This window comes from Candidatus Pelagibacter sp. PS_37 (assembly GCF_059417825.1).
Genome location: NZ_CM182067.1, coordinates 79041 through 104314 on the forward strand (window position 1 = coordinate 79041; position 25274 = coordinate 104314).

Consider the following 25274-nt stretch of genomic DNA (forward strand, 5'->3'; position numbering starts at 1 on the left):
CTTAGTTAATTTTTCCCAATCTTTCTTTTAAAATATCACGATCCTTTTTGGCATCACCACAAGAATTAACAATAATGATAGTATCTTTGTTTAATTTTGGAGCAATTTTTATAGCTTCAGCAAAAGCATGACTAGGTTCAAGACTTGGGTTTATTTTTTCAAGTTTTGTAACTAGTTTGTATGCATTTAAAGCCGCCTCATCAGTTGCAGATGTATATCTTGCTCTTTTAGTATCTTTTAAGAAGCAGTGAATAGGGGATACCCCAGGATAATCTAATCCAGCAGAAATAGAAGCGGTATCGTTAATTTGTCCTTCACTATTTTGACAAACATAAGCTGCAGCTCCATGCAATATCCCAAGTTTAGCTCCATTAGTTAGAGGTGCTGCATGTAGTTTTGAATTTTTTGGTCCACCAGCTTCAACACCAATTAATTCAATCTGTTTTTTGTCATAATCAATAAACTCACTCCAAAACCCATAAGCTGAACTTCCACCTCCAACACAATTAATGAGTTTAATTTTTTTAGGCATCTTTTTAAATTCTGACTGAATTTGAACTTTCAATTCTCTTGAAATTTGAGCTGTACTCCAGCCACAAATTTTAACAAATATATTAGGGCCTACTGTTGATCCAACACACATATGGGTGTTATCGCAATTTGAAACCCAATAACGCATGCATTCACTGACAGCATCTACTAATGTTTGGCTTCCTGAATAAACAGGTACAACTTCTGCACCATTCTTTTTCATTGCATCTACATTAGGCTTTTGTCTTTTAATATCCTTTGCACCCATGAATATTTTGCATTTAAGGCCAAATTTTTTAGCAGCCATACTCAGCATCTTTCCAGCATACCCTGCACCCGTATCACCAACGACATATTTTTTCCCTGCCTTTTTAGCAATAAGGCAATGAACTGTTGCATTATAAATTTTATGAGCTCCTCCGTTCGCCTCAGACACCATTTTGGCATATATTTGAGCTCCACTTAAGTGATCTGATAGGTTTTGAAGTTTAATAAATGAAGTAGGAGAGCCTATATAATTCTTAAAATAATAGTCTCTTTCTTTAAGAAATTTTTTATCGTATCTAAGTTTTTCAAAAAGTTCAGTTAAATCCTCAATGGGCTTTTTTAATGTTTCAGGTATAAAATTTCCACCAAATTTACCACCCCAAAATCCATTTTTGTTGTGCTGATCAATTAAAGGAATTTTTTTTTTAAGTTTCATTGTTAATTAATTTAATTTTATTTAAAAAAATATTTATTTTTGAAACATCTTTTAATCCAGATGTTTCTAGACCTCCAGAAATATCTATAATGTCTGCAATTTCTTTATAATTTTCAAGGTTATCTTCAATTTGAATATTCCCAGCAAGCATCAATTCTTTATTAATTTTAATATTTTTAATTAATTGATGATCAAAGGACATGCTTTTTTCATAACCTTTACTGTCGAATAATATTATATCTGCAAGCTCATTATATTCTAAATATTTAACTGTGTCATTTTGATCTTTTACAGTTATCGCAACAATAATTTTCTTATTATATTTTTCTTTAACTGATTTAACTTCAGTAGGTGTACAATCATAAAGTTGATAATAATCGAATGGTAAATCCTTTATTTTTTCTAATATATCTTCATTAGGTTTAACTAATACAGCAACATATTCTGATTTTTTTTTATCAACTTTTAATAGCTTTTTAAGCTTGCTGTGTTCAACAAATCTTTTTGATTTAGGCCAATTACAAATAAACCCTATCATCTTAGGTGGAGTAGGATGGGAAGTTAAAAATTCTAAAGTTTTAGAGTCGGAGATCCCACAAATCTTGCAGGGTTGGATCATTGATTTAAGTGATTAATTAATCTTTTAATGTTGTTTTTGATATTACCCTTTATTAATGACCTTCCCATTACAATACCAGAAACTTTATTTTTAAAAGCATCATTAGGAGTCATTACTCTAGATTGATCATTTGCATCATCTCCAGGTAGCCTTATTCCTGGCGTAACAATAAATAAATTTTTGTATTTTTTCCTAACTATTTTTGCTTCTTGTGCAGAACACACAATTCCAGCTGCACCTGATTTTTTTATAAGACCAGCTTGTTTTAATACTAGCTGCTCTACGGTCTTGGTGTGACCAATTTCTTCAAGAGATTTTTTGTTAAGGCTTGTTAAAATTGTAACTCCTAATACTTTTAAATTTTTGTTAATTGATTTAGCTTTTTTTGTAATAGCTTTAAGCATTTCAAGGCCACCGCTTACATGAACTGTAATATATTTACATTTCTTTAAATCTTTTAAACTATCCATTGCAGATAAAGCAGTTTGTGGAATATCATTTATTTTTAAATCTAAGAAATAATCTCTCTTAAAATTTTGAAGAAAAGCTCTCCCACTTTTTGAATAAAAGAACTGTAAGCCAAATTTTGGAATTATTTGAAGTTTATTAGTTTTCGTATCGCTAATTATTTTTTTTATTTCTTTTAAGCTTGATGTATCACAAGCAACAAAGATATTTTTATTCATCATTGTTTAATTTTTTAAACATTTCCTTAGACATTTTAAAGTGAATTGTTTTTTTTTCAGGCGTATTCACTTTCTCTCCTGTTTTGGGATTTCTTGATATTCTTGCCTTTTGAATATTAGTAGAGAACATTCCAAAACCTCTTAATTCAACACGATCTCCTCGTTTAAGGGCCTGCTTTATTTCAGTAAGAATAATATCAGTAAACTTTTCTAAGTCTTTTTTTAAAAAATTTGGGTAGTTATTAGCGAGTTGTTTTAGAAGCTTTGATTTTACAATAGCCAATTTTTATTCGTCTTCTTTTTTCTTTTTCTCTAAATCATCAGATAATGATGAGAAAGGTAAGTTTTTACCACTTGCTTCAGAACCATAAGTATCTAGTGCAACTTTACGCTCAATTTCTTCTAAAAGTTTAATACTTAATGTTGCTTTTCTTTTATCTATATCTAACTCTTGAATAGCACAGTCAATTCTTTCTCCACCTGTAAATCTAGCAGGTCTTGCATCAGCAGCATTAATAGCTATTGCAGATTTTTTAATAATGAAGTCCATTTCACAGCCTTCAGGTCTTACAACAAGACCTTTGTTGTCAGTTGAAATAATCTTAACAGTGATAGTTTGTTTAACCTTTTTATCATTAAACCAATCAAAAGGGTCTGGTTGAGTTTGACGTAAGCCAACTCTAACTTTTTGTTCTGCTGCTTTTACTTCTAATACTTTAACTTTTAATTTATCGCCAATTTTATATTTAGCTAATTCTTCTTCACCATTATTTAGGTAAGTTAAATCATTACAATGCAAGAAAGCATCAATATCTAAGCCATCAACTTTTAAGAAAATAGAATATTCATTTTTACTTGCAACTTCACCCTCAACCTCAGATCCAATTGGGTAAGTTTTTTCAAATGTTTCAAAAGGGTTATCAGTTGTTAAACGGTGAGATATTGCCACTCTTCTTTTTTCTTTATCAATTTCAGTGATTACACAATCAATTTCATCTCCAACTTTAAACATTTTTTTTGCAGAAATATTTTTTTTAGTCCAACTTAATTCACTTGAGTGCAATAAAGTTGATAATCCTTTTTCAAGCTCACAAAAAGCTCCAAAGTCCATAAGCTTAACGACTTTTACTTTATAGATTTTGTTTAGTTCATAATTTGAAATGTTTTCAAAAGGGTCTGGTGTAAGTTGTTTTACTGAACAACCAACCTGAAGCTTTTCAAGATCAACACTGATTACTTTAAGGTCATGTTTCTCACCAATTGTAAAAACTTCATCAGGGTGATTAACTCTTGAATAAGAAATTTCTTGTAAGTGAACTAAAACATCAAGCTCACCATTAACACTAAAAAAACAACCAAATGAACTGTAGCCTTTTACTTCAGCACCTTTAATTATATCCCCAACTTTGAATTTTTCGACAATTTTAATTTTATCTTCTTTTTTAAATGAAGAGATTATTTCTCTTCTAGAAACACATGCGTTTCCTCTAACTTTATCTAATTTTATTAGAGCAAATTTTTGAGGCTCATTCATTAAATGACTAATGTCTTTTAATGGTTTATCTGAAATTTGAGATCCAGGTAAAAACATTAAAGAACCAGTATCGATGTGTTCAACTATGCATCCACCTTTAACACGTCCAGTAATTTTACCCATGATAGGTTCATTTTTTTCATACGCTTCAACAAGTTTGTCCCAACCTTGAATTTTTTGAGCTTTTGAAGCTGATACTAGTACTTCACCTTTTTTATCTTCTAACCTTTCAAGAAGAACAGAAATTTTTTCACCCACTTTTGCTTTATCAAGCATACCCATGCTTTTTAATTCATTAATATCTAAGATAGGCTCTGATTTTAAACCAGGTACTTCAAGAAATACAAAGTTATCAGTAACTTTGTTTACTACACCTGTAATAATTTTTCCTTCTTCAAGATTTGCTGTTTTAGTAAACTGTGAATTTAGTAATTGTTCGAATTCTTTAGAGGCGGGGTTTGAAAGGTCTTTATAAATTTCCATTAAGCTTTTAGTTTCCTATCCATAATTTGTTTAATTTTTAAAAAGCATGATCTTTTAGTTAAATTCGTGGTATTAATCAAGACCGAATCTCGAGTTCTCATAAGAGGTGAAACTTTTCTATTATAGTCACTTTTGTCACGGTTTTTGATACTTTTTAGGACTTCATTAAAAGATATTTTCTTATTTAGTCCTTTTAACTCTTTATACCTTCTTAAAGCTCTAGTCTTAGTATTTGCTGTTATAAAAAATTTAAAATCAGCATCAGGAATTATCTTATAAGTTATGTCTCTTCCATCTAAACAAGATCCATTATACTTTTTGGGAGGATGATAAGCGCTTTTAATTTGAAATGCATGAACAAGTTTTCTTATTTTTTTATCTTTTGATATAATTGATGCCATTGTTCCAACTTCATCTGATAACAATTTTTTATTTTGCAAATCTTTCATAGTTAATTTGAGCATCTTTTTTTTTATTAAACTATGACTATACTTATTTGGTTGAGTAAGTTTAATATTTGCAATTAATCTATAAATTTTTCCTGTATCTAAATAAAATAAGTTAAAATATTTAGAAATTAATTTTGCTTGAGTGCCGGCACCAGCAGCAGCAGGTGAGTCTATAGCGATTTTAATTTTTTTTTTAAGCTTCATAGTGATGAATGGTTTATATTTTTAATTATCTTCAAAAAAGATGGAAAGGAAGTGTTTATAGAGTCTTTATCATAAATTTTCCATTTTCCACCAAAGGTTAAAGCAGCAATTGTGCTCATCATAAAAACTCTATGATCCTTTAGATAGTTTTTAACAGTTATTGGTTTTTTTATTTCTAAATCAGGTTGTCCATAAATCTTAATAGAATCGTTTGTTAAATCTGTTTTTATACCCATCATATTTAAAATTTTAGAACCCCAAATTAATCTTGGACTTTCTTTTTGGTTTAGTTCTGAAAGGTCTTTAAAATAAGAAATACCTTTTGCTTTTGCTGCAATTAAAAAAATAACCAAAAATTCATCAATGGCACTACTATTTAATTCAACTGGACAATTAATAGCTTTAAGTTTTTTTGAACTTTTTATTAAAATATCAGAAATTTTTTCTCCTCTATAATTTTTTTGGTTTTCAAGTGTTATTTTGGCTCCCATTTTTTTTAAGATTGTAATAACTCCTACTCTAGAAGGATTGATATTTACATTCTTAATTAAAAGTTTTGAATTATCAGCAAGCGTTGTTAGTACCATAAAAAAAGCACTTGAGCTTATATCTCCTGGAATTTGATAATTGAAGGCAATAATTTTTTTTGGTTTTTTAATATCTATAAAATCAAATTTTTTAGTCTTTCTTACCTTGATTGGAATTTTTAAATATTTAAAAAGTAATTCTGTGTGATTTCTTGATTTCTTTGCTTTAATAGAGGTTGTTCCTGATGCATTCAATGCTGCAAGCATTACGCTACTTTTGCATTGAGCTGAACCTTTGTTCTCAAAATATTTAATACCTTTTGCTGATTGTGTGCCAAGAATTGTTAAAGGCAGTTTATTCTTTATTTTATAAAAAAATTTAACTCCGAATTTTCTTAGAGGTGTGGTTACTCTTGAAAAATCTCTTTTAGATAAACTTTTGTCACCAATTATCTTTATCTTTTTAGGAGATTTAATTAAAAGACCTAAAATTAATCTACCAAGTGTTCCGGAATTTTTAGCATCTATTGTTAAGTTTTTAATGTATTTAAAGCCATTAATTCCATTGCCTACTATTTCACAGTAATTTTTTTGTATCCGCACTTTTATGCCAAGTTTTTTGATGCTATCAATTGCAGCTAATACATCTTCTGACATTAAAAGGTTGTAACCTTTTGATTTTCCAATTGCTTGAGAAGCTAAAAGAACCCATCTTATACTTAAACTCTTATCTCCACTAACTCTTATCTGTTTATTAAATTTTTTTATTTTATCTTTAATTATGAGTGTTTTTGACATGCTTTAATTAAATTTAAAAGAGTCACCGAAATAAGCATTTTTGGCCTCAGTGTTATTAATCAATTCATTAGGAGATCCTTGCGCTACAATCTTACAGTTTGATAAAATGACTGCTACATCCACACAAGAAAGAAGATCTCGCGCTTGGTGATCACAAATACAAATAGTTATGTTGCTTTCTGTTTGTAAATTAACAATGATTTCCTGTAGCATCTTAATAGTCAGAACATCTAGTGCTGCGAAACACTCATCAAGTAAAAGCACCTTTGGGTCACTTAATAAGGCAAGAGCAATTACTAGCTTCTTTTTTTGTCCACCAGATAGAAACTTTGCTTTTATATCTCTGATAGCGTCTAATTCAAATTTAGCTATAAGCATATCAATCTTATGATGAATTAAATTTTTATCGTCGATTACGATTTCTGCTATTGCTTTTAAATTTTCTAATAAAGTAAGATCACTAAAATAACCACCGTATTGAGGAACATACCCAATTCTAAATTTTGTTGTTCTCAAATATATTGGGTAATCAACAACATCAATCCCCTCAAATTTAATTTTACCAAAGTCAGGTTTAATTAAACCTGTGATTAAATTAAAAATTGTTGATTTTCCAACTCCATTTGGTCCTAACATTCCTAAAATTTGTCCATGATTAATCTTAAAGCTTACGTTGTCTAAAATTTTTCTCTTACCAAATGATAATGATATATTTTCTAGAGAGATAAAGGGCTGAGGGTTTTTAAAAGATTTAATCCTAAATTTTTTTATTACACCCATATTACTTAGTTCCTTCGATTAATACTTTTTTTCCAGTATCATTCATAAAAATTTTAGTGTCTTTGGTAGTAAGATTCATTTCAATTTTATCAGCATATAAATTTGTTTTTTCTCCAGCATAAACGACATTTTCAGTAAATGTCCCAAGATTACTTAAAAAGGAAAAATCCAAGTATTCTCCTGATATCTTATGTCTTGGGTAAATAACTATTACATTTTCAGAAAAAATAGTATCATAATTTTTTGAATTATATTTGCCAAAATTAGAAGTAATTTTAACTGTGTCTGAATCTTTTATAAAAATAAAAGCTACAACGTCTCTTAAAAACATCACGTCAGAATTTTCAACTTTAATTTCAGCTTGTTTTGCAGTGATCTGATATTTATTACCTTTAACATCGGTAGAAACATAATTAATATCATCAATATAGGTTGAGTTGCTATTTTGATTTTCATCAATTTTTTCTTTAACTTGAGTTTCCTTTACATCTTCAAAATTCTCAGTGAAGTACTTTAAATAAAACCATAATGAAATAAGGATAATAATAAGAACCATTACAACTTGTAGGCCTGTTTTTTTATTCATTTAACGAATATTTGAATGAAGTATGTTGTGAATATGTAAAATTCCAATTGTCTTTTTTTTGTTTTTATCTTTGTGAACACATAATGAAGTGATTTTCTTTGCATTCATTATAGATAAAGCTTTTTCAGCAAGAGTGTCTAGATTGATGCTTATAGGGTTTTTGGTCATAACCTTTTTGACAGATAGATCTTGGAGATTATTGCTCATTGCATTAACTCTTCTAATTTGGCCATCAGTAATTATTCCTGTAGTGATTTTCTTATTATTTTGAACAATTAAAGTACCAAGTTTTTTATTTGAAATAATTTGTAAAGCTTTTTTCATATTTAAGCTTTCATTTACAAATGGAATTTTTTTTCCTGTGATCATTAATTCTTCAACAGTTCTAAGTTGTGCACCAAGATTTCCAGAGGGATGAAATTTTTTAAAATCTTTTTTATTAATATTTTTTTTATTTAAAACTGCTACTGCCAACGCATCACCTATGCTCAATTGATTAATTGTGCTTGAAGTTGGAACGATACCAAGACCTGCTTCAGTTACTTCTGGAATAAGGAGTTTGATATCAGACGCTTTGTATAATATCGAATTTTTTTTAGACATTATTCCTATTAGAGTGATTTTATTTCGATTTGCATATTTAATAATATTTTTTAACTCTTCTGTGGAACCAGAATAACTTATCAAAATTAAAATATCTTTTTTTGAAATACTACCAAGATCACCATGAGAACAGTCATTTGCAGATAGTGAAAATGAAGGTGTGCCAACAGAGGAAAGTGTTGCTGAAATTTTTGCTGCTATTAATCCACTTTTGCCTACCCCACATAATATCACTTTTGATTGACAGTTTGCCAACGATTCTACCGCTTCATTAAAAGAATTATTAATTGAATCTTTTAATTTTTTTAAAGCTTTGATTTCAAGATCAATTACACTCTTTGCAATTTTTTTATAATTTCTTTTTTTCATTTAATGAGACCATATATCGTCTTTAAATAAAGCCAAATCAAGATCAACTCTAGTTTTTAAAAATGCTAAACAGCTCTTATATAAATCAATTCGCTTTTCTCTTACTAGAATTTTATTTAATTCTTCATGAATTTTATGCAAATAAATAACATCATTAGCACAATATTTTAATTGTGCTGGAGATAGCTCTCCTCCAAAGTCTGAACTTTGAAATTGTTTACTTACATCTACGTTCATAAATTCTTTAATTAATGTTTTTAGGGAGTGACTATCAGAATAGGATCTAGCTAATTTTGAAGCTATTTTTGTATCAAGAATATTATTAGTTTCTGTTTTCAGGTAATGCTTAATGTGAGCCATGTCCGCCCTACCATAATGAAATATTTTTATGATTGATGCGTCAGAAAGAACTTTATTTAAGTTTGGAGCATCATATTTTTCCCTATCAAGCTGGATAATATGAGCATCAGAATTACCAGTTGATATTTGAATAAGGCACAAAGGATCACGCTTAACATTGAGACCCATAAACTCTCCATCAACCGCTATAATATTGCCTAAATCTAAATCTTCTGGTAGATCATTCTTGTGAAGTTTAATATCAATATTCATTTTTAATTATATATATATGAAAGCAAAAAATTGTCTAATTTTTGGCGGTAGTGGTCAAATAGGTCGTCATTTAATAAGAAAGCTTACTAAAAATAATTATAAAGTAACTGTGGTTACTAGAAACCTTCATCAAAAAGGATATGCAATAAAAACTCAAGCTAATGCAGGTTACATAGACATTGTTGAAGCTAATATCTTTGATGAAAAAAAAATTAGAAAGCTTTTCTCTCAAACTGATATTTGTATAAATTTAATTGGTATTTTATATGAAAGTGGCAAGGGCAATACTTTCAAAAATATTCACTCTATTTTTCCATCTATTTTATCTAAACTTTGTAAGGAATATAAAGTTCAGCAATTTATTCATTTGTCAGCATTAGGGATAAATGATGCACCAGACTCAGAGTATGCAAAAAGTAAATTAGATGGCGAACTTAATATTCAAAAAAATTTTCCTTTAGCAACAATATTAAGGCCTTCTGTAGTTTATTCAGTTGATGATAATTTTACTACGTCTTTTATGACTTTACTCAGTAGACTTCCATTTTTCCCTCTTTATTATAATGGATCAACTAAATTTGCTCCAATACATTGTTCGGATTTAACTGATACCATTTATCATGTTGTCTCTAAAAGTATTTACTCGAAAATTATAGAGTGTGTTGGGCCTGACATCTTATCCTTAAAAGAAATTTTAAAAAAATTATTACATTTAATAGATAAAAAAAGATTATTAGTACCATTACCTCTTTTTGTAGCAACTATGTCTGCTAAAGTTTTTCAATTATTTCCAAAACCACTCCTAACAATAGATCAGCTTACGCTTTTAAAATATGATAATGTTCCTTCAGGTAAATATCAAACTAATGCTGATATTGGGGTTCCAAGCACAAGAGTATTTGATAATGAAGTAGAAAAATATAGCTATATGTGGAGAGAAGGTGGGCAATTTTCTACAAAAAAATATAACCCTGCTAATTCTTAATAGAATTTCCTATACTAAAATTGTATGATTATTTATGATAATTAATATTATTTATTTTTTAATATTCTCAATTTTCTCTTATCTAATTTATCTAATCATAAAATCTCTGATTAGAGGGTTTAATGGGAAGAATAAGAAATAAAAAATTAAGATTAATTAAATTAATAATTATTAAGCAGTATTAATTTTTTTATCAATATACTGAGGTGTCTCTTCATCTTTATCAGCTACAGGCTCTTCTTTTCTTCCTTTTGGCTGATAGGCATATAGCAAATGAAGTTTGCAATATGAAAAATCTTTTAAAGACGATCGCCCACAAAAATAAAATGATTGTTCTTCAGGGTGACCTATAGGCCATTTACAAGAGCTCTCGTCTAGTTCCTCTAATTTCTTAGGATTTTCTGGTTCAAAGTCTTTTTCAATAATTAAGGATTGAAACTTACTTTTTCGTCCTCTTTTTTGCTTAGAAGAATTTTCTTCTGAACTATTATCAAAATTTTGGCTTGAAGATGCATTTCTAGTTTTAATTTTTGATGATAAATTTAATCTATGAGCTTTACCAATTACTGCATTTCTACTAATACCACCGATTATTTCAGCTATTTGGCTTGCAGTGCTTCCTTTGCCCCAAAGTTCTTTTAACTTTTCTACTTTTTCTTCGTTCCAGCTCATATTCTATATTTAGTATGTTAATTAAATTTTATAACTATATACAGATCACACAAGAATAAAAAAAAGACAATGGATTTTTCTGTTTTATACACATCTTTTTTTAAAATTTATATATGATTACTTATGGTTGAATTGGATAAAAAATATCATATCGGAGTTAAAAAGTTTGGCTTTGTAAATTGGATTGGCTTTAAAAGCCTATGGCTTAAAGAGTGTAACAGGTTCATGGCAGTTTGGCAGCAAACTTTGTTATCTCCACTTGTTTCAAGTTTATTATTTTTATCAGTTTTGTCCCTAGCTTTAGGCAATAATAGAGGAGATGTGCTTGGCTATTCTTTTATAAATTTTTTAGCGCCTGGTTTAATTGCAATGAGCATTTTAACACAATCATTTAGTCATTCTGTTTCTTCACTAATGATAGGAAAAATTCAAGGAAACATTGTTGATATGCTCTATGCACCACTTTCAGCCCTTGAAGTGTCGATGGCAATAATACTAGCTGCCTTAACAAGAAGTTTTTTAATAGCTATAATTTCAATAGCTGTCTTTTCATTAATAGTTGATATCACAATTTATAATATTTTTTATATTTTTGTATTTGGTTTTTTAAGTGCATTTATTCTTGGAAGTCTTGGTTTTATAACTGGCCTTTGGGCTGAAAAATTTGATCATACAGCAACTGTAACAAATTTTATAATAACTCCATTAAGTTTTTTATCAGGTGTATTTTATTCTATAGATAAACTGCCAGAATTATTTCAAAATATTAGTCACATAAATCCATTCTTTTATATGATCGATGGGTTTAGATATGGCTTCTTAGGAAAATCAGATGGACCAATAACAATAGGCCTAATCTATCTAACCATATTAAGTATTGTTATGTGGTATGTTGCTTTTCTTCTTTACAAAAAAGGTTATAAAATTAAATCTTAGTTAATGAGCGCTTTAGCAAAAAATTATAATAGAAGAAAAATTTCCTTTAAATATGGCAAAGGAAGTTTTTTATATTCTACTAATGGAAAAAAATATTTAGACTTTGTTCAGGGAATAGCAGTAAATTCCTTAGGACATGCAAACCCATATTTAATAAAAGCAGTTAACAAACAATCTAAAAAACTTTGGCATGTTTCTAATGCATTTATAATTCCAGAGGGTGAAAAATTAGCTAAAAGATTGGCAAAAAAAACTTTTGCAGACTTTATTATTTTCCAAAATAGTGGAGCAGAAGCCACAGAGGCTGCAATTAAAGTTGCTAGAAGATATTTTTATTCGATAGGACAACCTTCAAAAAATAGAATTCTTTGTGTTAAAAATTCATTTCATGGAAGAACATTAGCTACAATTTATGCTAGTGGATCAAAGAAGATGACTGAGGGCTTTGGACCAAAAGTTGATGGATTTGACCATTTTGAATTTGGAAATCATAAAGATTTTAAAAAAAAAATAACAAAAAAAACGGCTGCTATTATGGTTGAAACTGTGATGGGGGAAGGAGGAATTAAAGTTATACCCAATTGGTGTTTAAAAGAATTAAGAAAGATTTGTGATAAGAGAAAAATTTTATTAATTTTAGATGAAGTTCAGTGTGGAATTGGAAGGAGTGGAAATTTTTTTGCATTTGAAAATTCTAAAATTAAGCCTGATATTGTCCCAATAGCAAAAGGTATTGGAGGTGGATTTCCGTTAGGTGCAGTTTTAATGAATAAAAAGGTAGCATCAGGAATGACAGCTGGAACTCATGGGTCAACATTTGGTGGCAACCCACTAGCTATGTCTGTTGGAAATGCTGTTTTAGATCAAATATTAAAAAAAGGATTTCTTTCAAATGTTAAAAAATTATCAAAATACTTTTATTCAGAATTAAATAAATTAAGAAAAAAGTTTCCTAAAATAATTAAAGAAGTAAGAGGCGTTGGTTTATTAATCGGATTACAACTTCATGATGATCAAACAAAATTTATACAGAAACTAATGGATAATAAATTATTAACAATTAGAGCGGCTGAAAATGTTATTAGAATATTACCTCCTCTTAATGTTAAAAAAGAAGAGATAGATATAGCAATAAATATTATTAAAAAAGTGTGTTCTACTTATAAATAAATATGAAACATTTCATCAACCTTAAAGATATACCTTCAGCAGACCTTAAAAAAATCATCATTGATGCAAAGAATAGAAAACAAAAAAGAAAAAATTATAACACCCTAGAAGTTGATAAAGATAAACCTTTAAAAGGCAAGTTACTCATTCAAATGTTTGAAAAGGCAAGTTCGAGAACGCGATTAAGTTTTTACCTTGCAATAAAACAACTAGGTGGAGGAACTATAACACTTAGAGCTAATGAATTACACCTAGGAAAAGGTGGCGAAAGTCTAGCAGATACTGCTAAAATCTTATCAACTTATGGGGATGGTTTTATGCTGAGAACTGATAGTGATAAAAAAATAGAAGAATTTAGCAGATACTTAAAGATACCAGTAATAAATGGTTTAAGTCCATCGTCTCATCCAACACAAGTGCTATCAGATATTTTCACAGTTGAAGAGATTAAAAAAAAATCTATTTCCAAATTAAATATTTGCTGGATTGGAGATTCTAATAATGTTCTAAATAGTTTGATTGCGGCTTCAGTTAAATTTTCATTTAACTTAAATATTGGCTGTCCCAAGAATTATGGGCCTAAAAAATTTGTATTAGATTGGGTAAAAAAAAATAAAAGAAAAATTCATATCTTTAATGATGCTAAAAAAGCAGTTAAAAATGCTGATGTAATTTTTTCAGATAAAGTAATTTCATTGAACGATAAAGTTAATAAAAATAAAAAAATTAAAGATTTTAGAAACTTTCAAATTAATTCAAAATTGATGAGTTTTGCTAAAAAAGATACAACTTTTTTACACTGTCTTCCAAGGGGAGAAGAAGTTACGACAGATGTTTTTTTGGGAAAAAACTCTGAAGTATGGCTGCAGGCTCTAAATAGAGTGCACGTTCAAAAAAGTATTTTATTATATTGTTTTGGTAAATTAAGGTAGCTGTTTAGGGCTATCACTATTTTGATTTAGGTACTTAATAATCGAGGCTCTATCTTCTTCTTTTCTCAAGCCAGCGTAAGACATTTTTGTTCCTTTCAAATATGAGCTAGGTTTAGTTAAAAAACCATTAAGTTCTTCAAAAGTCCAGTCTTTACCATATGAGGCTAAAGTTTTAGAATATTTGTAGTCTTCTACAGCACCTACTTTACTGCCTACTACGTTATAAAGAGCAGGACCAATTTTATTTGGACCACCTTTTTCAATAGAGTGACATGCTGCACATTTTTTAAAAATTTTCTCACCTGAAGTTACATCGCCTAGAGCCATTATAGCGGCAATGTCTACTTTTTGCTCAACTTCAGCAACTTGGGATATTGTGGAAGCTGGTTGTCCTTCAACTTCAACTTGATACCCTGGATTTTCTGGTTTATTTACATGAAAGACACCATCAGCAACTTTTCCTAAACCAATTACAAGAAGCGCAACCATTAAAATAGCAGCAATAATTTTATTAAGCTCGAACGAATCCATATAAATTTTATTATTTTGCAGATATAACATGATAATTAAAAAATACTTAATTTTTAATTTTTTAATTTTGCGTCTGTTAGACGCACAAATTGGTAAATTTATAATGGCTAAAACATTAATATTAATTCCATCAAGAATGTCAGCAAGTAGATTGCCAGGTAAACCACTTTTAACAATTAATAATTTATCAATAATTTCTCATGTTTTTAAAAAGGCAGAAGAAACAAATATTGGCGAGGTAGTAGTAGCAACCGAAGATCAAGAAATACTCGATGATGTTGAAAAAAATGGTGGTAGAGCTGTTTTGACGAGTAACACTCATAAAACTGGCACAGATAGAATTTTTGAGGCTTACGAAAAGCTTAATATTAAAGACATTGATTTTATATTAAACCTGCAAGGGGATGAACCAAATATCGATAAAAATGATATTATAAATTTAAATAACTTTATGATTAATAGTAATTCTGGAATTGGAACGCTAGCAGCAGAAATTAAAAATGATAAAATGTTAATTGATCAAAATATAGTTAAGGTTATTACAGAAAAAAAATTAGAAAAGAATAATTTTCCAATAGCATTAAATTTTACTAGAGATGGTTTTTCAAGAAATGATCAAAATACTTATCATCATATTGGAATCTATTCTTATAAAACAAGTACATTAAAAAAATTTGTTAGTCTGGACCAAACATTAAAAGAAAAAAAAAATAGATTAGAACAGTTAAGAGCATTGGATAATAATCTGAAAATCAATGTTGCTTTGGCAAACTTTTCTCCCATTGGTGTAGATACAAAAGAAGATTATCTAGCTATAAAAAAAATTATGGAATATAAATCCTAAAATGACCAAAATTTATTTTCAAGGAACATTCGGTGCTTATTCACATTTAGCAGCACTAGAAATAGATCCTAAAGCAGAAATAATTCCATGTAAGACATTTGATGAATGTTTTTTAAAAACATCACAAGATAAAAATTCGAGAATGGTAATTCCAGAGTCAAATCGAATTACAGGAAATATTGGAATCGAATATCTTATTTTTAAGTATAGACTTAATATTTATGCGGAACATTTTCAGAAAATTGAACATAATTTATTAGGACAGCCAGATAGCAATTTAAGTGATATCAAAGATGTTTATTCTCACGCTCAAGCTTTATCACAGTGCTCTAAATTTATTAAAAAAAATAATTTAGTTGAACATATTCGTGCTGACACTGCTGGTTCGGCTGAGACAATTTCAAAGACTAAAATTAAAACTGAAGCAGCAATTGCTTCTACTTTAAGTGCTGAAATTTATGATCTAAAAATACTTTCAAAAAATATTGAGAATGAAAAAGGCAATGCTACGAGGTTTTTGGTAATGGGTAATGAAGTTTTACAGCCTGATTTTGGTGATAAGAAATACATAACTTCTTTTCTATTTAAGCTAAAAAGCAAGCCTGCAGCTCTCTATCAATCATTAGGTGGCTTTGCGATAAATGGAGTTAACCTTACAAAACTTCAAAGCTATCCAGAGCAAAATTCCTTTGAGTCATATTTTTTCTTATGTGATTTAGAGGGACACATCGACAATCCAAAAATACAAAAGTCTTTAGAAGAATTAGGACTTCATTGCCAAGATTTTCACGTACTAGGTGTTTTTGAGGCTGATAAGTTTAGAGAAAAATAACTTAGAAACTTTTCTTGTAGAATAGAAAACATTACTGTTATAATAGTTTTGGAGGCTAGAGGTGAATACTGCTTGAACCCGACCAGATCTTAACGGAAGCAGTCGTAGAGACAGTTATTCAGGTTCTAGTCTCCTTTATATAAAATGAATAAAAATACAAAAGTTTTAGCTTTAAAGTACAGACCTCAGACATTTAATGATCTTATAGGGCAAGATGTTGTTGCGGAAACAATTTCTAACTCTATTAAGGCTAATAAAGTGCCTAATGCCTATCTTTTTACTGGAATTAGAGGAATAGGAAAAACGACAACAGCAAGGATTGTTGCAAAATCTCTAAATTGTTCAAATGGAATAGATAATTTGTGTAAAGAGGAACTTTGTGAAAATTGTAATGCCATTTCTAACTCAAATCATATTGATGTATTGGAAATGGATGCAGCAAGTAAAACAGGGGTGGACGATGTAAGAGACCTTATTGAATTTTCTAGATATGGCCCAACTACTGCTAAATATAAAATATTTATAATTGATGAAGTTCACATGCTTAGCAAACAAGCATTCAATGCATTGTTAAAAACCTTAGAGGAGCCACCAGAATATTTAAAATTTATCTTTGCAACAACAGAAATAAAAAAAATTCCAATTACAGTAGTTTCACGTTGTCAAAGGTTTGATTTATCTAGAATTAAATCTTTAGAGTTGTTTGATTTTATTAAGAAAATTAAAGAAAAAGAAAATGGTAACGCATCAGATGATGCTCTTAAATTAATTGTTAAAATTTCTGAGGGTTCAGTTAGGGATGCGCTATCGTTACTTGATAGGGCTTTACTTACCTTGGATAAAGACAAAGAATTAGATCTTGCAGCAGCACAAAAAATATTTGGTTATTTTGATAAGTCTCAATTAATTGATTTATTTGAATTGATATTTGAAGGTAAAGAAACTGAAGTTCTCAACACTTACAGAGAAATATATAACCAGGGTGTTGAACCAAAAATTTTTATTAATGATTTTTTAGAGCTCTTATATTATTTTAAAAATATTGATTCACTCAATTTGGATGGTAATAATTTTTTATTGAATGATGAAGAGTTTAATAAAATTAAAGATCTTTCAGAAAAAGTTAACAATGAGACCCTAATATTATTTTGGCAATTTACTATTAAAACACTTGAGGAGCTTGATATTGTTTCTAATCAACATTTATCAATAGAAATGTTCTTAATTAGATTAATTCATTTAAAAAGCATTAAACAGGAAAGTGACAAACATAAAGACGATAGCAAACTATTATCTGAAAGTGAAAACCAAACATCCTTTTCCCCAAAAAAAACAAACGAAGATATCTTTGGAATAAAAGATAAATCTGAAACAATAGGGCAAATGAAAAATATTGTTCAGGAAAAAGATATCAAAGAAAAAGAAAATAATAACATTGAAATAAATACCAGTCTTATAAATTCATTTGATGATCTATTAAAAGCATGCTCTTCTAAAAAAGAGATTAAATTAAAATATGAATTAGAAAAAAATGTTAACCTTGTAAGTTTTGAGAACAAAAGAATTGAAATTTCATTTAATGAAGATTTAGATAAAGATTTTATTAAAGATCTTTCAACAAAACTTTTTGAATGGACCAATGAAAGATGGATTATAAGTCTAAGCAAAACTAAAGGACAGCCATCAAAAAAAGAAGAAGAAATTAATGAAAAAAAAGAACTGATAGAAAGTGTAAAGAACTCCTCAATTTATAAAGATATTTTAAAAAATTTCCCTGACGCAGAACTTATTGATGTTAAACCTAGAAAAGAAGATTAAAGAATGACTGATTTTACAAAAATTTTAGATAAAGCAAAAGAATTAGAGGCTAAAATGAAAGAGAGCCAAGAAAAAATAAAGAACATTCAGGTAGAAGGAACGTCTGGTTCAAATTCTGTAAAGGTTACTTTAAATGGTGAAAATGAAATGATCAAAATTGACCTTTCAGACGAAATATTAAAGGAAAATAAAATTATAATCGAAGATTTGATAGTGGCTGCCCATAATAATGCAAAATCAGAATTAAAATCTAAGACATCTGAAGAAATTTCTAAGTCTACAAGTGGATTAGGTATTCCTGGTTTTAAATGGCCACTTTAAGAATATGCAAAATATTAATGAGATAGAAGAGTTAATTAAATTAATTTCTAAACTTCCTGGCTTAGGTCCTAAATCTGCAAAAAGAATTGTATTAAAACTTATTAATAATAGGGATGAACTTGTAAAGCCAATGGCAAACACGTTGGCACAAGTTTATAAAAATGTTATTAGGTGTCAATCTTGTGGTACTTTAAAATCTAATTCATTAGGCTGTAACAATTGTGAAAATTCAAAAGAAAAATATAATAAAATATGTGTAGTTGAAGACATTGCAGATCAATGGTCAATTGAAAATTCAAATATCTATAAAGGCTACTTTCATATTCTTGGTGGCACTATTTCTTCTGCCGGCCAGAGAAAAGAGGATCTTTTGATTAATTCATTAGTAGAAAGAGTTTCAAGAGAAAATATTGAAGAAGTTATACTAGCAACAAGTGCAACAGTAGAAGGTCAAACTACTGCTTATTACATAGAGGATAGTTTAAAAAAAACTTCTACTAAGGTTACAAAACTTGCTCAAGGACTTCCTGTTGGTGGTGAAATAGAAAGTCTCGATGATGGAACTTTATATTCAGCTTTTAAAAACAGAACTGGAATTAAAACTAATTCTGACTAGATTTCTTTATTAATCGATTTAGATGTAATAACGGTTCTGTGTAACCCGAAGGTTGCTCTTTACCTTTAAAGATTAAATCACAAGCTGTCTTAAAAGCAATTGATTGCTCAAAATTTTCAGACATCATTTCGTAGCTTCCTCTTCCGGAGCGAGTATAGGCACCATCATTTTTATTTTGATCATCAACAATTTTTGCCATTTTTTTCATTACTTCCATAACTTGTGATTTTGTACAAATATCGTGATGTATCCAATTAGCTATATGTTGAGAAGAAATTCTTAAAGTGGCTCTATCCTCCATCAAACCAACATTATTAATATCAGGTACCTTTGAACAGCCAACTCCATGATCTATCCATCTGACGACATACCCTAAAAGAGTTTGTGCAGAATTGGAAATTTCAGAGTTAATTTCTTCCATTGACCAGTTTGGTCTGTCTGCTACAGGAATTGTTAACAAATCATCCAGTTTTGCAGATTCTCTTTTTTGAATTTCTTTCTGTTTCTCAAAAATATTTATTTCATGATAATGAAGAGCATGAAGAGCTGCCGCTGTAGGTGAGGGAACCCAAGCACAATTTGCTCCAGCATTTAGATGCCCAGTTTTTTGTTCCATCATCTCTTTCATTTTGTCCGGCATAGCCCACATTCCTTTGCCAATTTGAGCCTTACCAGAAAGACCACATTGAAGACCTATGTCTACATTGTTATTTTCATATGCCCCAATCCATTTAGAAGATTTCATATCTCCTTTTTTAATCATAGGACCAGCTTCCATTGAAGTATGCATTTCATCACCAGTACGATCTAAAAAACCAGTATTAATAAAAAATACTCTATTTTGAAGTGTTCTAATACACTCTTTTAAATTAGATGAGGTTCTTCTCTCTTCATCCATAATTCCAATTTTACAAGTGTATTTTTCCAATCCTAAAACTTCTTCAACTTTAGTAAAAATTAAATCAGTAAATGAGGTTTCATCAGGACCATGCATTTTTGGTTTAACAATATAAATAGAACCAGTTCTAGAATTACCTTTTTTTTTAATATCATGAAGGCAAGCTGCTGAAGTTATAAAGGCATCCATAATACCTTCTGGTATTTCAGAACCATCTTTTAAAGTGATTGCTGAGTTAGTCATAAGGTGTCCAACATTCCTTACCAATAATAAACTTCTTCCATGTAGCTTTAATCCTTTTCCATCTTTAGAAATATAACTTCTGTCGGGATTTAATTTACGCTCATAAGTCTTTCCATTTTTTTCAAAAGTTGATTTCAAATCACCTTTCATAAGTCCAAGCCAATTACGATAACAAATAACTTTGTCATCAGCATCTACTGCAGCGACACTATCTTCATTATCACAAATAGTTGAAACTGCAGCTTCAACAATAATATCACTAATTTTAGCAGGATCTTGTTGAGCACTAAAAGCATTTGGGTCTATAATTATTTCTATATGAAGATTATTATTTTTTAAAATTATTGCTGATGGATCATTGGCCTCTCCTCTATGACCAATATATTTATCTTTATTTTTTAAAGATGATTTATTACTATCTTTTAATATTGTTAAAGAGCCATTATCAATTTTAAAGCCTGTAATATTATGCCATTCAAAATTTTCTAGAGGAAAATATTTTTCTAAAAAGTCTCTTCCATATTTTATAACCATTTCTCCTCTTAAAGGATCGTATCTTTGAGTGGCACTATCCTCAGATTGCTCGATTACATCTGTACCATACAAACTGTCATATAAACTCATCCATCTAGCATTAGCGGCATTCAGTGCATACCTTTCGTTCATGATTGGAACTACTAATTGAGGTCCAGCAATACTAGTTATTTCTTCATCAACATTATTTGTTTTGATCTTAAAATCAGGGCCCACTTCTTTTAAATAATCAATTTCTTTTAAAAATTTTTTATACTCCTCTAGATTGATTTCATTACCTTTATTAGCAATATGCCAATCGTCTATTTTTTTTTGTAAATCTTCTCTTATTTTTAATAGCTCTTTATTTTTTGGGGCTAGCTCATGAACTACTTGGTCGAAGCCTTCCCAGAATTTTTCAGAAGAAATATTTGTATCTTTAAGCAACTCTTCATTAACGAAGTTAAGCAATTTATTAGAAACTGATAGATTGTGTATTTTTGTATATTGTTCTTTCATAGCACCCATTTTACCCCATCTGTATTTTTGCCTGAGAGTTTTGCTCCATCGGCGAGATAAATCTCTTTCCAGAGTGTTATGTTTGTTATCGGTCCATTTGCCTGAGAGTTTCCGGGGTGGTTGCTCCTTCGGCGCTATTATTTAATAGTCTCTCCCGATATCAATTAAGAGTACCTTTTAATAGAATTATGTCAAATATAAATTATTTAAAACATTTTATTGCCTTTTTTCTTAATTAATTAATAATTAAACAATCATATGAAAAATTATTTAAATTTTGAAACAGATATTAAAAATTTAGAGATAGAAATAGACAAACTTAAAGACCCTTATAATCAAGATGGTCTTTCGGAAGTAGATACCAAAAAAATATCTGAGTCTCAAAAAGAGATAGATAATAAACTACAAGAGATTTACTCTAACTTAGACCCCTGGCAAACTACTCTAGTTGCAAGACATGAAGACAGACCTAAAGCAAAATTTTTTATTGATAATTTATTTGAGGATTTTATCCCACTGTCAGGTGATAGATATTATGGAGAAGACAAATCCGTATTAGCAGGATTTGCAAAATTTGATGAAAAATCTGTCTTAGTTATTGGTCAAGAAAAAGGGGACAGCCTTGAAAGTAGAATTGAAAGAAATTTTGGAATGATGAGACCTGAAGGTTACAGAAAAACAATTAGATTAATGAAATTAGCAAATAAATTTAACATTCCGATAATTTCTTTTATAGACACACCCGGAGCTTACCCTGGTGTAGGAGCGGAAGAAAGAGGTCAAGCAGAGGCAATTGCAAAATCAATTGAGTGCTGCATGTCTTTAAACGTCCCAACTCTTGCAATTGTTATTGGAGAAGGTGGATCAGGAGGGGCAATAGCACTTGCTTCATCTAACAAGGTAATCATGTTAGAAAATGCAATTTACTCAGTAATATCTCCAGAGGGCTGTGCCACCATTTTATGGAGAGACCCTAAAAGAACTTTAGAAGCAGCAAAAGCTATGAAATTGTCTTCAAAAGACCTTTTAGAACTAAAAGTAATTGATGAAATTATTCCAGAGCCAATTGGTGGTGCCCACAGAGATAGAGACCTAATATTAGATAACGTAAGAAAATCGATTGAAAAAAATTTGAATGAATTTTTTAACATGAGTGGAGAAGAAATTTTTAATCATAGAAAAAATAAATTTTTAACTATTGGAAGATCTAAAGGTTTCGTAAATCAAATAGACGATCTAAGTACACTCAGCATGAAAGAAAGTAAGGTTAATTTATTTATTAAAAACTTCTTTAAATCAAAGTTAAATTTAGCAGTTTTATTTGGAGTAATAGTTTTATTGGGCTATTTTATATTTTCTTTATAAGGCCCCACAACAGTTTTTAAACTTTTTACCTGTAGCTTCACATTTCTCATTTCTTGAAATTTTTTCATTTTTTCTTTTTATTAGTAAACAATTTGGATCGTTAGATGTTTCTTTTTTTAATGGTCTTGAAATACTTTCACTAGGTTCTTGAACTATTTTTAAATTTATTAAAATTGTAACAAAATCCATTTTCAATTTATTCAATAAGTTTTCGAAAAGAAAAAAGGCTTCTTTTTTATACTCAACTAATGGATCTCTTTGACCATAAGATCTTAGGCCAATAACTTGTCTTAGTTGTTCAAGATATTGAATATGTGACTTCCAGTTTAAATCTATACACTGAAGAAAAATTCTTTTTTCAACTTCTTTTGCTTTTTCTTCATCCAACATTTTAATTCTTTCATTTTTTGCTTCTAAAAATTTAGAATTAATTTTATTTTTGAACTCTTCATCTTTTAATTCAGTAACATTTTTAAATTCATTATCATCAACACTTTTTCCTAGTAAAGTTTTTAACTGATTATTAAATTCATTATTTTTAGTTGTTGATAGTTTCTGTGTTTTTAAGCTGATTAGATGACTAATAATTTCAGATAAGAATTCATCTGAATAATCAAAAACTTTTTCACTATTCATCACGCCATTCCTTTGAGAGAATATTACATGTCTTTGATCATTTAACACGTCATCAAATTTTAATAAATTTTTTCTTATATCAAAATTTCTAGCCTCAACTTTTTGTTGTGCCCTTTCAAGTGCTTTATTAATCCAAGGGTGATCAATACTTTCTCCATCTTTTAAGCCTAATTTTTGAAGAATATTATTCATAGATTCTGAACCAAAAATTCTCATTAAGTCATCTTCTAAACTAACATAAAAAATTGAACTTCCTTCATCACCCTGTCTACCAGCTCTTCCTCTGGCTTGGTTATCAACTCTTCTAGATTCCATTCTTTCTGTACCAATAACAAATAGTCCACCGAGTGATTTTATTTTATTTTTATTTTCTAAAAGTTCATCATCAGGTTGACTTCCTTTTTTTCCACCTAACTGGATATCAACACCTCTACCCGAGATACTTGTTGTGATTATAACTGAATTCATTTTTCCAGCATTTGCAATGATTTCAGCTTCATTTTCATGATTTTTTGCATTTAAAACTACATGTTTAATTTTTTCATCATTTAGTAATTTTGAATAAATTTCTGATTTATTAATGCTAGAAGTGAAAACTAATATAGGCTGACCTTGCTTGTGACACTCCAGAACTTTTTCAATGATAGCTTTATTTTTTTCTTCTTCAGTTCTAAAAATTTGATCATTCCAATCTTTTCTAATCATTTCTTTATTTGTAGGGATGATAACCACAACTAAATTATATATTTCATAAAACTCCTGAGATTCAGTTGCTGCAGTTCCAGTACATCCTGAAATTTTATTATAGAGCTTGAAGTAATTTTGATAAGTTATTGATGCTAGAGTTTGATTTTCAGCTTGAACATCTATTCTTTCTTTGGCTTCAAGTGCTTGGTGTAAGCCATCTCCAAATCTTCTTCCCTCTAATATTCTACCAGTAAGTTCGTCAATAATTTTTAATGTTCCATCTTTAACAATATAATCCTTTCCTTTTTCAAATAGATGATGAGCTCTTAAAGATTGATTTACATGATGAACTAAACTTAAGTTTTCAGGGTCATAAAAGTTATTATTTTTTAGAATTCCAGCATCAGAGAATATTTTTTCTACATTATTTATTCCCTCATTGGTAAGCAATATATTTTTATCTTTTTCATCAATCTCATAATGTTCTGGTAATAATCTTTTTATAAGTTTGTCAATCGCAAGATATTGTTCTGTTTTGTCTTCAGCAGCTCCCGATATTACAAGTGGCGTTCTAGCCTCATCAATTAAACAAGAATCTATTTCATCCACAATAGTATAAACATGTCCTCTTTGAACCATTTGTTCTTTTGAAAATTTCATATTATCTCTAAGATAATCAAACCCTAATTCACTATTAGTTGCATATGTAATATCAAAATTATAATTTTTTTTTCTTTCAAGATCATCTTGGTCATTATTTATAAAACCAAAAGTTAATCCTAAAAATTTATATATCTCCCCCATTTCTTGCGAGTCTCTTTTTGCAAGATAGTCATTTACAGTAACTATATGCACCCCTTCTTCTGTCAGAGCATTTAAATAAGCAGCTAGACTTATTGTTAAAGTTTTACCTTCACCAGTTCTCATTTCTGCAATTTTGCCCTCGTGAAGCACAACACCTCCAAGTATTTGAACATCATGATGTCTCTCATTTCTTGTTCTCTTAGAAGCCTCTCTCACAAGTGCAAAAGCTTCAGGCAATAGGGTGTCTAAATTTTCACCATTTTTAAGTCTATCTTTCAATTCTGTAGTTTTTTTAGGAAAGTCTTCGTCACTAAGGTTTTTAACAGAAGCTTCTAAGGAGTTAACTTTTACAACTATTTTGTTAATTCTATCGAGCTCTTTTTGATTGCTAGATTTAATAAACTTTGTGATAAAATTTAAGGGATTAAGCATTTAATTTTCTGGTATATAATTAATTATAACTTTTAA

Annotated in this window: 25 protein-coding genes and 1 riboswitch; of the genes, 10 read left to right on the plus strand and 15 right to left on the minus strand. The window is 29.3% G+C overall.

Annotation, left to right across the window (positions count from 1 at the left end):
- Position 1: 1 nt before the first annotated feature.
- Genes trpB through AC5SL9_RS00480 form a run of 11 tightly spaced genes read right to left on the minus strand, consistent with a single transcriptional unit; the run spans position 2 to position 9484 of the window.
- Positions 2-1234: a tryptophan synthase subunit beta gene (trpB, locus tag AC5SL9_RS00430; RefSeq protein ID WP_006997415.1), complete on the minus strand. Its 1233-nt coding sequence runs from the start codon at positions 1232-1234 to the stop codon at positions 2-4.
- The gene (locus AC5SL9_RS00435; protein WP_006997414.1) at positions 1224-1853 is read right to left on the minus strand and encodes a phosphoribosylanthranilate isomerase; all 630 of its coding nucleotides are present in this window, start codon (positions 1851-1853) and stop codon (positions 1224-1226) included. The genes trpB and AC5SL9_RS00435 overlap by 11 nt, the downstream gene beginning before the upstream one ends.
- A complete protein-coding gene (pyrF, locus tag AC5SL9_RS00440; RefSeq protein ID WP_011281748.1) occupies positions 1850-2542 on the minus strand; it encodes an orotidine-5'-phosphate decarboxylase in 693 nt (230 codons plus the stop codon). Before pyrF ends, AC5SL9_RS00435 begins: the two co-directional genes overlap by 4 nt.
- Complete coding sequence (locus tag AC5SL9_RS00445) at positions 2532-2822, minus strand: HU family DNA-binding protein (protein WP_006997412.1); 291 nt, start codon at positions 2820-2822, stop codon at positions 2532-2534. The genes pyrF and AC5SL9_RS00445 overlap by 11 nt, the downstream gene beginning before the upstream one ends.
- A 3-nt stretch (positions 2823-2825) precedes the next feature.
- Positions 2826-4556 (minus strand): S1 RNA-binding domain-containing protein, encoded by a 1731-nt coding sequence (locus AC5SL9_RS00450; RefSeq protein WP_006997411.1) that lies wholly within the window; start codon positions 4554-4556, stop codon positions 2826-2828.
- Complete coding sequence (locus AC5SL9_RS00455) at positions 4556-5209, minus strand: (d)CMP kinase (RefSeq protein ID WP_006997410.1); 654 nt, start codon at positions 5207-5209, stop codon at positions 4556-4558. Before AC5SL9_RS00455 ends, AC5SL9_RS00450 begins: the two co-directional genes overlap by 1 nt.
- Positions 5206-6534 carry a 3-phosphoshikimate 1-carboxyvinyltransferase gene (gene aroA / locus AC5SL9_RS00460; protein WP_011281749.1) on the minus strand — a complete coding sequence of 443 codons (1329 nt, stop codon included), beginning with the start codon at positions 6532-6534 and terminating at the stop codon, positions 5206-5208. Before aroA ends, AC5SL9_RS00455 begins: the two co-directional genes overlap by 4 nt.
- A gap of 3 nt (positions 6535-6537) precedes the next feature.
- Positions 6538-7314 carry an ATP-binding cassette domain-containing protein gene (locus AC5SL9_RS00465; RefSeq protein WP_011281750.1) on the minus strand — a complete coding sequence of 259 codons (777 nt, stop codon included), beginning with the start codon at positions 7312-7314 and terminating at the stop codon, positions 6538-6540.
- A 1-nt stretch (position 7315) separates the two neighbouring features.
- Entirely contained in the window at positions 7316-7900 is a 585-nt protein-coding gene (lptC, locus tag AC5SL9_RS00470; RefSeq protein WP_011281751.1) for an LPS export ABC transporter periplasmic protein LptC, read from the minus strand.
- Entirely contained in the window at positions 7901-8872 is a 972-nt protein-coding gene (locus AC5SL9_RS00475; protein ID WP_011281752.1) for a KpsF/GutQ family sugar-phosphate isomerase, read from the minus strand. It lies immediately after the preceding gene.
- Positions 8873-9484, minus strand: coding sequence for a ribonuclease D (locus tag AC5SL9_RS00480; protein WP_011281753.1), 612 nt, complete (start codon positions 9482-9484; stop codon positions 8873-8875).
- 16 nt (positions 9485-9500) lie between these two features.
- Between AC5SL9_RS00480 and AC5SL9_RS00485 the strand changes: the two genes are divergently transcribed.
- Positions 9501-10469 carry a complex I NDUFA9 subunit family protein gene (locus tag AC5SL9_RS00485; RefSeq protein WP_011281754.1) on the plus strand — a complete coding sequence of 323 codons (969 nt, stop codon included), beginning with the start codon at positions 9501-9503 and terminating at the stop codon, positions 10467-10469.
- A gap of 171 nt (positions 10470-10640) precedes the next feature.
- On the opposite strand, the gene AC5SL9_RS00490 is transcribed toward AC5SL9_RS00485, so the two are convergent.
- Positions 10641-11141, minus strand: a complete 501-nt coding sequence (locus AC5SL9_RS00490) for a GcrA family cell cycle regulator (RefSeq protein WP_006997403.1) — start codon at positions 11139-11141, stop codon at positions 10641-10643.
- A 123-nt stretch (positions 11142-11264) separates the two neighbouring features.
- Between AC5SL9_RS00490 and AC5SL9_RS00495 the strand changes: the two genes are divergently transcribed.
- Genes AC5SL9_RS00495 through argF form a run of 3 tightly spaced genes read left to right on the plus strand, consistent with a single transcriptional unit; the run spans position 11265 to position 14179 of the window.
- Positions 11265-12077, plus strand: coding sequence for an ABC transporter permease (locus AC5SL9_RS00495; protein WP_006997402.1), 813 nt, complete (start codon positions 11265-11267; stop codon positions 12075-12077).
- A gap of 3 nt (positions 12078-12080) precedes the next feature.
- Positions 12081-13247 (plus strand): aspartate aminotransferase family protein, encoded by a 1167-nt coding sequence (locus tag AC5SL9_RS00500; protein WP_018413799.1) that lies wholly within the window; start codon positions 12081-12083, stop codon positions 13245-13247.
- Between the two features lie 2 nt (positions 13248-13249).
- Complete coding sequence (argF, locus tag AC5SL9_RS00505; protein WP_018413800.1) at positions 13250-14179, plus strand: ornithine carbamoyltransferase; 930 nt, start codon at positions 13250-13252, stop codon at positions 14177-14179.
- On the opposite strand, the gene AC5SL9_RS00510 is transcribed toward argF, so the two are convergent.
- Positions 14171-14710: a c-type cytochrome gene (locus tag AC5SL9_RS00510; RefSeq protein ID WP_026225046.1), complete on the minus strand. Its 540-nt coding sequence runs from the start codon at positions 14708-14710 to the stop codon at positions 14171-14173. The genes argF and AC5SL9_RS00510 overlap by 9 nt on opposite strands.
- A 103-nt stretch (positions 14711-14813) precedes the next feature.
- Between AC5SL9_RS00510 and kdsB the strand changes: the two genes are divergently transcribed.
- From kdsB to recR, 5 genes are all read left to right on the plus strand, one after another.
- Complete coding sequence (gene kdsB, locus AC5SL9_RS00515) at positions 14814-15554, plus strand: 3-deoxy-manno-octulosonate cytidylyltransferase (RefSeq protein ID WP_494574093.1); 741 nt, start codon at positions 14814-14816, stop codon at positions 15552-15554.
- Position 15555: 1 nt separating this feature from the next.
- Positions 15556-16386, plus strand: a complete 831-nt coding sequence (locus tag AC5SL9_RS00520) for a prephenate dehydratase domain-containing protein (protein WP_006997397.1) — start codon at positions 15556-15558, stop codon at positions 16384-16386.
- A 144-nt stretch (positions 16387-16530) separates the two neighbouring features.
- Positions 16531-18204 carry a DNA polymerase III subunit gamma/tau gene (gene dnaX, locus AC5SL9_RS00525; RefSeq protein WP_494574094.1) on the plus strand — a complete coding sequence of 558 codons (1674 nt, stop codon included), beginning with the start codon at positions 16531-16533 and terminating at the stop codon, positions 18202-18204.
- Positions 18205-18207: 3 nt separating this feature from the next.
- Entirely contained in the window at positions 18208-18525 is a 318-nt protein-coding gene (locus AC5SL9_RS00530; RefSeq protein ID WP_006997395.1) for a YbaB/EbfC family nucleoid-associated protein, read from the plus strand.
- Positions 18526-18529: 4 nt separating this feature from the next.
- Entirely contained in the window at positions 18530-19141 is a 612-nt protein-coding gene (gene recR, locus AC5SL9_RS00535) for a recombination mediator RecR (RefSeq protein WP_006997394.1), read from the plus strand.
- Here recR and AC5SL9_RS00540 read toward each other — a convergent pair.
- The gene (locus AC5SL9_RS00540) at positions 19128-21323 is read right to left on the minus strand and encodes a malate synthase G (protein WP_494574095.1); all 2196 of its coding nucleotides are present in this window, start codon (positions 21321-21323) and stop codon (positions 19128-19130) included. The genes recR and AC5SL9_RS00540 overlap by 14 nt on opposite strands.
- A 70-nt stretch (positions 21324-21393) precedes the next feature.
- Positions 21394-21481, minus strand: a riboswitch (glycine riboswitch).
- 91 nt (positions 21482-21572) lie between these two features.
- On the opposite strand from AC5SL9_RS00540, the gene AC5SL9_RS00545 reads away from it, so the two are divergent.
- The gene (locus AC5SL9_RS00545; protein ID WP_011281763.1) at positions 21573-22679 is read left to right on the plus strand and encodes an acetyl-CoA carboxylase carboxyltransferase subunit alpha; all 1107 of its coding nucleotides are present in this window, start codon (positions 21573-21575) and stop codon (positions 22677-22679) included.
- On the opposite strand, the gene secA is transcribed toward AC5SL9_RS00545, so the two are convergent.
- The gene (secA, locus tag AC5SL9_RS00550) at positions 22674-25238 is read right to left on the minus strand and encodes a preprotein translocase subunit SecA (RefSeq protein ID WP_494574096.1); all 2565 of its coding nucleotides are present in this window, start codon (positions 25236-25238) and stop codon (positions 22674-22676) included. The genes AC5SL9_RS00545 and secA overlap by 6 nt on opposite strands.
- Positions 25239-25274: the final 36 nt, after the last annotated feature.

Excerpts from the sequence above, each read along its gene's own strand:
- trpB (WP_006997415.1), bottom strand. The coding sequence starts at position 1,234 with ATGAAACTTAAAAAAAAAATTCCTTTAATTGATCAGCACAACAAAAAT.
- AC5SL9_RS00435 (WP_006997414.1), bottom strand. The coding sequence starts at position 1,853 with ATGATCCAACCCTGCAAGATTTGTGGGATCTCCGACTCTAAAACTTTA.
- pyrF (WP_011281748.1), bottom strand. The coding sequence starts at position 2,542 with ATGATGAATAAAAATATCTTTGTTGCTTGTGATACATCAAGCTTAAAA.
- AC5SL9_RS00450 (WP_006997411.1), bottom strand. The coding sequence starts at position 4,556 with ATGGAAATTTATAAAGACCTTTCAAACCCCGCCTCTAAAGAATTCGAA.
- AC5SL9_RS00455 (WP_006997410.1), bottom strand. The coding sequence starts at position 5,209 with ATGAAGCTTAAAAAAAAAATTAAAATCGCTATAGACTCACCTGCTGCT.
- aroA (WP_011281749.1), bottom strand. The coding sequence starts at position 6,534 with ATGTCAAAAACACTCATAATTAAAGATAAAATAAAAAAATTTAATAAA.
- AC5SL9_RS00465 (WP_011281750.1), bottom strand. The coding sequence starts at position 7,314 with ATGGGTGTAATAAAAAAATTTAGGATTAAATCTTTTAAAAACCCTCAG.
- lptC (WP_011281751.1), bottom strand. The coding sequence starts at position 7,900 with ATGAATAAAAAAACAGGCCTACAAGTTGTAATGGTTCTTATTATTATC.
- AC5SL9_RS00475 (WP_011281752.1), bottom strand. The coding sequence starts at position 8,872 with ATGAAAAAAAGAAATTATAAAAAAATTGCAAAGAGTGTAATTGATCTT.
- AC5SL9_RS00480 (WP_011281753.1), bottom strand. The coding sequence starts at position 9,484 with ATGAATATTGATATTAAACTTCACAAGAATGATCTACCAGAAGATTTA.
- AC5SL9_RS00485 (WP_011281754.1), top strand. The coding sequence starts at position 9,501 with ATGAAAGCAAAAAATTGTCTAATTTTTGGCGGTAGTGGTCAAATAGGT.
- AC5SL9_RS00490 (WP_006997403.1), bottom strand. The coding sequence starts at position 11,141 with ATGAGCTGGAACGAAGAAAAAGTAGAAAAGTTAAAAGAACTTTGGGGC.
- AC5SL9_RS00495 (WP_006997402.1), top strand. The coding sequence starts at position 11,265 with ATGGTTGAATTGGATAAAAAATATCATATCGGAGTTAAAAAGTTTGGC.
- AC5SL9_RS00500 (WP_018413799.1), top strand. The coding sequence starts at position 12,081 with ATGAGCGCTTTAGCAAAAAATTATAATAGAAGAAAAATTTCCTTTAAA.
- argF (WP_018413800.1), top strand. The coding sequence starts at position 13,250 with ATGAAACATTTCATCAACCTTAAAGATATACCTTCAGCAGACCTTAAA.
- AC5SL9_RS00510 (WP_026225046.1), bottom strand. The coding sequence starts at position 14,710 with ATGGATTCGTTCGAGCTTAATAAAATTATTGCTGCTATTTTAATGGTT.
- kdsB (WP_494574093.1), top strand. The coding sequence starts at position 14,814 with ATGGCTAAAACATTAATATTAATTCCATCAAGAATGTCAGCAAGTAGA.
- AC5SL9_RS00520 (WP_006997397.1), top strand. The coding sequence starts at position 15,556 with ATGACCAAAATTTATTTTCAAGGAACATTCGGTGCTTATTCACATTTA.
- dnaX (WP_494574094.1), top strand. The coding sequence starts at position 16,531 with ATGAATAAAAATACAAAAGTTTTAGCTTTAAAGTACAGACCTCAGACA.
- AC5SL9_RS00530 (WP_006997395.1), top strand. The coding sequence starts at position 18,208 with ATGACTGATTTTACAAAAATTTTAGATAAAGCAAAAGAATTAGAGGCT.
- recR (WP_006997394.1), top strand. The coding sequence starts at position 18,530 with ATGCAAAATATTAATGAGATAGAAGAGTTAATTAAATTAATTTCTAAA.
- AC5SL9_RS00540 (WP_494574095.1), bottom strand. The coding sequence starts at position 21,323 with ATGGGTGCTATGAAAGAACAATATACAAAAATACACAATCTATCAGTT.
- AC5SL9_RS00545 (WP_011281763.1), top strand. The coding sequence starts at position 21,573 with ATGAAAAATTATTTAAATTTTGAAACAGATATTAAAAATTTAGAGATA.
- secA (WP_494574096.1), bottom strand. The coding sequence starts at position 25,238 with ATGCTTAATCCCTTAAATTTTATCACAAAGTTTATTAAATCTAGCAAT.